Here is an 8111-nt window from a genome sequence, read left to right on the forward strand (position 1 = left end):
CTCGCGACCGAGGATGCGTCGTTCGCCGCCGAGGTGCCCGAACTGGCCGTCCGCGTCGACGAACTCGAGACCCGACTGAGTGACCTGCTTGCCCCGCGCGATCCGCACGACGCAGACGACGTCGTCATGGAGGTCAAGTCGGGGGAGGGTGGCGAGGAGTCGGCGTTGTTCGCCGCCGACCTCGCTCGGATGTACATCCGGTACGCCGAACGGCACGGCTGGAATGTCACGGTGCTCGACGAGACCTTCTCCGACCTCGGCGGCTACAAGGACGCCACGCTCACGATCGCCAGCAAGGGCGACGCGGCCGACGGCGTCTGGTCGCGTCTCAAGTTCGAAGGTGGCGTGCACCGGGTGCAACGGGTGCCGGTCACCGAGTCTCAGGGCCGCGTGCACACGTCGGCCGCGGGCGTGCTGGTGTACCCGGAGCTCGAGGACGTGGCTGCGGTGCAGATCGACGAGTCGGATCTGCGGATCGACGTCTACCGGTCCTCCGGCAAGGGCGGCCAGGGCGTCAACACCACCGACTCGGCGGTCCGCATCACGCACCTGCCCACCGGCATCGTCGTCACCTGCCAGAACGAGCGTTCGCAGCTGCAGAACAAGGCCCGCGCCATGGTGGTGCTTGCGGCCAGGTTGCAGGCTCTCGCCGAGGAGCAGGCCTCCGCTGACGCCTCGGCGGACAGGGCAAGCCAGATCCGGACCGTCGACCGCAGCGAGCGCATCCGCACCTACAACTTCCCCGAGAACCGGATCACCGATCACCGGATCGGGTTCAAGGCGCACAACCTCGACCAGGTTCTCGACGGCGATCTCGATCCGATGTTCGACGCGCTCGCCGCCGCTGACAAGCAAGCCAGGTTGCAGGAGACATGACACGCCTGCGGCAGGCCATCGACGAAGCCGCAGGCACGTTAGCGCAGGCAGGCGTCGACAGCGCGCACGTCGACGCCGAACTCCTCGCCGCGCACACCGCTCGGATCGACCGCGGCCTGCTGGCGTTCCACGAGCCCGACGAGCGCTTCTACGACAGCTACCGGAATCTCGTCGACGCTCGGGCGCGCCGGATCCCCTTGCAGCACCTGACGTCGTCGGCCGCCTTCGGAACGGTCGTCCTCGAAGTGGGGCCAGGCGTGTTCATCCCGCGCCCGGAGACCGAGTCACTGTTGGAATGGGCTCTTGGCCAACGGCTTTCACCAACGCCGGTGATCATCGATCTGTGCACCGGATCAGGGGCGCTCGCCGTCGCGCTCGCGGATGGCAGTCCGCGCGCTCACGTCGTCGCCGTCGAGGACTCCGCCGATGCGCTGGCGTATGCCCGGCGAAACTGCAACGGCCGCGACGTCGAACTCATCGCCGCCGACGTCACGGATCCAAGCCTGCTCGACGAGCGCGACGGTACCGTCGACCTGGTGGTGTCGAACCCGCCCTACATCCCCGATGGCGCGGCCCTGGAACCCGAAGTGGCCGAACACGAACCGGCCCACGCCTTGTTCGGCGGCCCCGACGGCATGCGGGTCATCGGCCCGATCGTGACGCTGGCCGCCCGCCTGCTCCGCCCCGGTGGCTTCGTGGGCGTCGAACACGATGACGACACCGCGGCACTGACCGTCGACCTCTTCGAATCCTCTGGCGCCTTCACCGACGTCACCTCGCGTCGGGACCTGGCCGGTCGCCCCCGGTTCGTCACTGCGGTGAGAAAGGGTTCAGGCTAGAGCGCATGACAGAGATGTTCGACTGCGCGGACACCGAACAGCGGCCCATCGGCATCGCTTCGGCGATCAGCGCGCTCAAGGGTGGGCGGCTCGTGGTGCTGCCCACCGACACCGTGTACGGCATCGGTGCCGACGCCTTCGACGGTGCCGCCGTCGCGGCCCTGTTGTCGGCCAAGGGGCGCGGTCGCGACATGCCCGTGCCCGTGCTCGTCGGGTCATGGCACACCATCGACGGTCTGGTGTACTCGGTGCCCGAGTCCGCCCGTCAACTCATCCGCGCGTTCTGGCCGGGAGCGTTGAGTCTCGTCGTTCAGCAAGCTCCGTCCCTGCAGTGGGACCTCGGCGACGCGGCGGGCACGGTGATGCTCCGCATGCCGCTGCACCCGGTGGCGATCGAACTCCTGCGCGAGGTCGGCCCGATGGCGGTGTCGAGTGCGAACATCTCCGGCCACGCCGCCGCCGTCACGGCCGCCGATGCGCGCGATCAGCTGGGTGACCTCGTCGAGGTCTACCTCGAGGCGGGGCCGTCCGCGCAGGGCTCGGCGTCGACGATCGTCGATCTCACGGGTGCGCAGCCGCGGGTGCTGAGGGAGGGGCCCGTCACGTCGGCGGCCATCGCCGACGTCCTCGGGCTCGAGGCCGAGACACTGACGGCCTGACGCCGAGACTCTCGCCAGCGAACGTTGGCGTGTCGAGGACGTCGTGGGTCTCAGGTAGGTCCAGTACATTTCACCGCGTGGAAGGCCTGCTCGCATTGTCGGACCGCGGTGCCGGCGTCCCCTTGCGCGAGCTTGCGTTGGTCGGGCTGACCGCGGCGATCATCACGTACTTCGCCACGGGCTGGGTGCGTGCGCTGGCCACCCGGCTCGGCGCCGTCGCCTACCCGCGTCAGCGTGACGTCCACGTGCAGCCGACGCCGCGCATGGGCGGCCTCGCGATGTACATCGGCATCGTCGCCGCCGTCCTGCTGGCATCGCAGCTGCCCGCACTGACCCGCGGCTTCGTGTACTCGTCGGGCATGCCTGCCGTGGTCGTGGCAGGCGGGCTGATCATGGCGATCGGGCTGATCGACGACAGATGGGGTCTCGACGCCCTCACGAAGTTCGCGGGTCAGATCACCGCCGCCAGCGTGCTGGTCACCATGGGCGTGGCATGGAGCGTGCTCTACATCCCGATCGGTGGCGTTGGCACCATCGTGCTCGACCAGGTGACGTCGATCCTGTTGACGCTGGCGCTGACGGTGTCGATCGTCAACGCGATGAACTTCGTCGATGGACTCGACGGACTCGCCGCAGGTCTTGGCCTCATCACGGCGGCGGCCATCTGCATCTTCTCCATAGGTCTGCTCAGGGACCACGGCGGCGACGTGCTGTTCTACCCGCCTGCGGTGATCTCGGTGGTGCTGGCAGGCGCCTGCCTCGGCTTTCTGCCACACAACTTCCACCCGGCGAAGATCTTCATGGGTGACTCCGGCTCGATGCTGATCGGCCTGATGCTGGCGGCGGCGTCGACGACCGCTGCCGGTCCGATCTCGCAGAACGCGTACGGAGCGCGGGACGTCTTCGCATTGCTCTCGCCGTTCCTGTTGGTCGTCGCGGTGATGTTCGTGCCCGCCCTCGACATGTTGCTGGCCATCGTGCGCCGCACGCGCGCGGGCCGCAGCCCCTTCAGTCCGGACAAGATGCATCTGCACCACCGGCTGCTGCAGATCGGCCATTCGCACCGGCGGGTGGTGCTGCTGATCTACCTATGGGTGGGCATCGTCGCTCTCGGTGCTGCGAGCACCATCTTCTTCGACCCTCGGTACACCGGTGCGGTGATGCTCGCGGCGATCGTGGTCGCCATCGTCATCACCCTCATTCCTCTGCTGCGACGGGGTAGAGAAGTTCCCAGCGAGCTGTCAGACTAGGCAGTACGACGCCAAGTAGTAGGACCCCGTTTAGGCCTGCCTACCATGTGGTACGGTGCTGGCAGAACCCGAAAAACCTCGCGGGTTGCCGGCCCGGCCCATCGGTTTGCACAAGCCGATCGGCGCCGATGTACGACCGACAAAGGGAGCTACCCCTTGGGTGATTCCAGCGCGATTGACGCCCTCCGATACGCTCGGGCGGCACGCACCGGATCATCGCTCGTCAAAGGGGACAGCTTCCGTGAAAGCGTGGATTGAAGGTGAGTCAGTGACGACGCCAGCGCAGGACGCGCCGTTGGTGTTTCCTTCCGTGGCCTTCCGGCCGGTGCGCCTCCTCATCGTATGCGTGGCACTCACCGGACTCGCCCTCCTGGCGTCCGGGTTCACCGGTCACATCTACTTCGGAGCCTTCTTCGGCCTCGGCCTCGGCCTGGGTTTGCTCAATGCGATGCTGGTTCGCCGTGCCGTCGAGTCAATCACGGCCGAGGACCATCCGCTGAAGAAGAAGATGGCGGTCAATTCGATGACGCGTTTGTTGGCCATCACCGCCATCGGTTTGACCATCGCCATCGTGTTCAAGAAGCATGACGGACTCGCCGTGCTCTTCGGGCTCGCGATCTTCCAGGCGGTGCTCGTGATCAGCACCAGCATCCCCGTGATGAAGAAGATCCGCTCCGACGGTCTGGACGTCCAGGAATCGGAATCGAAGGATAGAGCTGACGGCCAATGATTGAGACTGTTTCCGCCGAGGCGGCCATCCACGTCGGGGTCCACGAACCCCTCTGGCATCTGTTCGGCATGACGATCAACGGTGACACCGTGATCAGCACGACGATCGCCGCGGTCATCGTGATCGCGTTGGCCTTCTTCCTGAAGTCCAAGGTCACCTCCACCGGAGTTCCAGGCGGAGTGCAGCTGTTCTTCGAGGCCATCACCATTCAGATGCGCCAGCAGGTCGAGGCCGCGATCGGCATGAAGATCGCGCCGTTCGTGCTTCCGCTCGCCGTCACCATCTTCGTCTTCATTCTGGTGTCCAACTGGCTTGCGGTGCTGCCGGTGCAGTACGGCGGTTCCGACGGTGCCGCCGGCGAGCTGATCAAGGCGCCCGCTGCGGACATCAACTACGTGCTGGCGCTCGCCGCGTTCGTCTTCATTTGCTACAACGCCGCCGGGGTCTGGCGTCGTGGCGCCTGGGGCCATGCCAAGAAGCTGGTCAAGGGACACGTCACGCTGATGGCGCCGATCAACATCATCGAGGAACTCGCCAAGCCGATCTCGTTGGCGCTCCGACTCTTTGGCAACATCTTCGCCGGCGGCATCCTGGTGGCGCTCATCGCGATGTTCCCCTGGTACATCCAGTGGGCGCCCAACGCCATCTGGAAGACGTTCGACCTCTTCGTCGGTCTGATCCAAGCGTTCATCTTCGCGCTGTTGACGATCCTGTACTTCAGCCAGTCGATGGAACTCGATCACGACGATCACGACACCAAAGAGGAAGCACACCCCTAGCAAGTCCGAAGGACCCGCACGACCAGCAGCCCTGGTGGCACCACCACCAGTTACCAAGGAGGAATAAGGAATGGATCCAAACGCCCTCATCACGGCCGGTGCTCTCATCGGCGGTGGATTGATCATGGGTGGCGGCGCAATTGGCGCGGGCATCGGCGACGGCATCGCCGGTAACGCGCTGATCTCCGGCATCGCACGGCAGCCCGAAGCTCAGGGCCGGCTGTTCACGCCGTTCTTCATCACCGTCGGTCTGGTGGAGGCTGCATACTTCATCAACCTGGCTTTCATGGCGCTGTTCGTCTTCGCCACGCCAGGCCTGACCTAGTCCGTCGGCATGGGTGAACTGAGCGCAACGATCCTGGCGGCCAGCCAGGCGGCGGGAGAAGCGGGCGGGGGCAATAACTTCCTGATCCCCAACGGCACCTTCTTCGTCGTGCTGATCATCTTCCTGATCGTGCTCGGCGTGATCACGAAATGGGTTGTGCCACCGATCAGCAAGGTTCTCGCCGAACGGGAGGCCATGCTCGCCAAGACGGCCGCGGATGGCCGCAAGTCGGCCGAGCAGGTCACGGCCGCACAGGCCGATTACGACGCGGCGATGGCCGGGGCCCGTACGGAGGCTTCGTCGATCCGTGACGAGGCCCGGACGGCCGGTCGTCAGGTGATCGACGAGAAGCGGGCCGAGGCCAGCGGCGAGGTCGCGGAGACGGTGCGCGACGCGGATGCGCAACTGTCCGAACAGCGTTCGTCGACCGAGGCTGAATTGGACTCGTCCGTGGACGGTCTGTCCGCCACCCTGGCCAGCCGCATCCTCGGCGTAGACGTGAACTCGGGCGGGAGCCGCTAAATGTCGACATTCATCGGCCAGTTGATCGGATTCGCCGTCATCGTCTATCTCCTGTGGCGCTACGTCGTGCCGCCGGTCAAGGGCCTGATGCAGAAGCAGCAGGACGCGGTGCGCGCGGCACTCGCCGAGAGCGCCGAGGCTGCGCGGAAACTCGCCGACGCCGACGCGATGCACGCGAAGGCACTCGAGGACGCGAAGGCCGAGTCGTCGAAGGTCACCGACGAGGCCAGGCATGACTCCGAGCGCATCGCCAGCCAACTGCGGGATCAGGCGGGCATCGAAGCCGAACGGCTCAAGGCCCAAGGTGCACAACAGGTCCAGCTGATGCGGCAGCAGCTCATCCGGCAGCTGCGGCAAGGTCTCGGCGAGGGGTCGGTGCAGAAGGCCGACGAACTGGTGCGTGCCCACGTCGCCGAACCCGCCGCCCAGTCCGCGACGGTGGACCGCTTCCTCGACGAGCTCGACCAGATGTCACCCGCGACGGCGACCATCGAAACGGGTGCCTCGGCCAGGCTTCGTGCGGCCAGCCGGGCAGCGCTCGTTGCGCTCGGCGGCGAGTTCGACGAAGCGGCACGTGATCTCGACGCCGACGGGCTGAGCACCTTGGCCGATGAATTGGCGTCGGTGGTCAGGCTGCTCATCGCCGAGCCTTCGCTCGCCAAGCATCTCGCCGAGCCGACCGACGACCCCGCCCCCAAGGTGCGTCTGGTCGACAGGCTGCTGTCAGACAAGGTGGGCGCCCCCGCTGCGAGACTGGTCAAGACTGCTGCCTCGCAGCGGTGGTCGACCGAATCGGATCTCGTCGACGGTGTCGAGCACGCGGCCCGGCTCGCGCTCTTGAAGCGTGCCGAGGTCGAAGGCAAGGTCGACGAAGTCGAGGATCAGCTGTTCCGGTTCGGCCGTGTTCTCGACGCGGAGCCGCAGCTCGCCGCACTCCTTGGCGACTACACCACGCCGGTCGACGGTCGAATCGCACTGCTGGACAAGGTCATCGACGGTTCGGGTGTCGACGGCATCGCGGCAGCGCTGCTGTCGCAGACCATCGGACAGCTCCGCGGTGAGCGTGCCGACGAGGCCGTCGTCGATCTCGCCGAGCTCGCGGTGGCCCGTCGCGGTGAGGTCGTCGCGCACGTCACCGCCGCCGCCGAGCTCAGCGACGCCCAGCGAAACCGGCTCGCCGAGTTGTTGACCCGGATCTACGGACACCCGGTGTCCATTCAGCTCAACGTCGATCCCGAACTCCTCGGCGGCCTCTCCATCACCGTCGGTGACGAGGTGATCGACGGTTCCATCGCATCCCGCCTGGCCGCCGCGCAGACTCAGTTGCCGGACTGATCCGAACAGCCCTTCAAACCCAAAAGACCCGAATATCCATAGGCAGGAAGACGAAGAAACATGGCAGAGTTGACAATCTCCGCTGCTGACATCGAAGGTGCCGTCGAGGAGTACGTGTCCTCGTTTACCGCCGATACCCAGCGTGAAGAGATCGGCACGGTCATCGACGCTGGTGACGGCATCGCCCACGTCGAGGGCCTGCCCTCGGTCATGACCCAGGAGCTTCTCGAGTTCCCGGGCGGCGTCCTCGGCGTCGCGCTGAACCTCGACGAGCACAGCATCGGCGCGGTGATCCTCGGCGACTTCGAGAAGATCGAGCAGGGCCAGCAGGTCAAGCGCACCAACGAGGTGCTCTCGGTGCCGGTCGGCGACGCCTTCCTCGGTCGCGTGGTCAACCCGCTGGGCCAGCCGATCGACGCTCAGGGCGACATCGAGAGCGACACCAGGCGTGCGCTGGAACTCCAGGCGCCGTCCGTCGTGCAGCGCCAGGGTGTCGAGGAGCCGCTGCAGACCGGCATCAAGGCCATCGACGCCATGACGCCCATCGGCCGTGGCCAGCGCGAGTTGATTATTGGCGACCGCAAGACGGGCAAGACCGCCATCGGTATCGATGCCATCATCAACCAGCGCCACAGCGGCGTGAAGTGCTTCTACGTCGCGGTGGGCCAGAAGGAATCGACCGTGGCCGGCGTGATCGAGGCCTTGCGCAAGAACGGCGCCATGGATTACACCACCGTGATCCTCTCCGGCGCCAGCTCCCCTGCCCCGCTGCAATACGTCGCTCCTTATGCCGGCA

Annotated in this window: 9 protein-coding genes and 1 pseudogene; all 10 read left to right on the forward strand. The window is 66.2% G+C overall.

Annotated elements, in window-relative coordinates:
- Nucleotides 1-876: peptide chain release factor 1 (gene prfA, locus ACRDUX_RS39655; protein ID WP_526422837.1), on the forward strand; the 876-nt coding region annotated here is incomplete at its 5' end.
- Complete coding sequence (prmC, locus tag ACRDUX_RS39660; RefSeq protein WP_526422839.1) at nucleotides 873-1715, forward strand: peptide chain release factor N(5)-glutamine methyltransferase; 843 nt, start codon at nucleotides 873-875, stop codon at nucleotides 1713-1715. The genes prfA and prmC, both read left to right, overlap by 4 nt.
- 5 nt (nucleotides 1716-1720) lie before the next feature.
- Nucleotides 1721-2374, forward strand: a complete 654-nt coding sequence (locus tag ACRDUX_RS39665) for an L-threonylcarbamoyladenylate synthase (protein ID WP_526422841.1) — start codon at nucleotides 1721-1723, stop codon at nucleotides 2372-2374.
- A 77-nt stretch (nucleotides 2375-2451) separates the two neighbouring features.
- Nucleotides 2452-3624, forward strand: a complete 1173-nt coding sequence (locus ACRDUX_RS39670) for a glycosyltransferase family 4 protein (protein ID WP_526422843.1) — start codon at nucleotides 2452-2454, stop codon at nucleotides 3622-3624.
- Between the two features lie 268 nt (nucleotides 3625-3892).
- Nucleotides 3893-4354: an ATP synthase subunit I gene (locus ACRDUX_RS39675; protein WP_526422853.1), complete on the forward strand. Its 462-nt coding sequence runs from the start codon at nucleotides 3893-3895 to the stop codon at nucleotides 4352-4354.
- Entirely contained in the window at nucleotides 4351-5133 is a 783-nt protein-coding gene (gene atpB / locus ACRDUX_RS39680; RefSeq protein WP_526422845.1) for a F0F1 ATP synthase subunit A, read from the forward strand. The genes ACRDUX_RS39675 and atpB overlap by 4 nt, the downstream gene beginning before the upstream one ends.
- Nucleotides 5134-5203: 70 nt before the next feature.
- Nucleotides 5204-5458: a F0F1 ATP synthase subunit C gene (locus ACRDUX_RS39685; protein WP_526422847.1), complete on the forward strand. Its 255-nt coding sequence runs from the start codon at nucleotides 5204-5206 to the stop codon at nucleotides 5456-5458.
- Between the two features lie 9 nt (nucleotides 5459-5467).
- Nucleotides 5468-5980 carry a F0F1 ATP synthase subunit B gene (locus ACRDUX_RS39690; protein WP_526422849.1) on the forward strand — a complete coding sequence of 171 codons (513 nt, stop codon included), beginning with the start codon at nucleotides 5468-5470 and terminating at the stop codon, nucleotides 5978-5980.
- Nucleotides 5981-7315, forward strand: coding sequence for a F0F1 ATP synthase subunit B/delta (locus tag ACRDUX_RS39695; RefSeq protein ID WP_526422851.1), 1335 nt, complete (start codon nucleotides 5981-5983; stop codon nucleotides 7313-7315).
- A gap of 60 nt (nucleotides 7316-7375) precedes the next feature.
- Nucleotides 7376-8111: pseudogene (locus ACRDUX_RS39700) on the forward strand (F0F1 ATP synthase subunit alpha); the annotation flags it as partial.

Source organism: Mycobacterium sp., from assembly GCF_050701675.1.
Taxonomy (GTDB): domain Bacteria; phylum Actinomycetota; class Actinomycetes; order Mycobacteriales; family Mycobacteriaceae; genus Mycobacterium.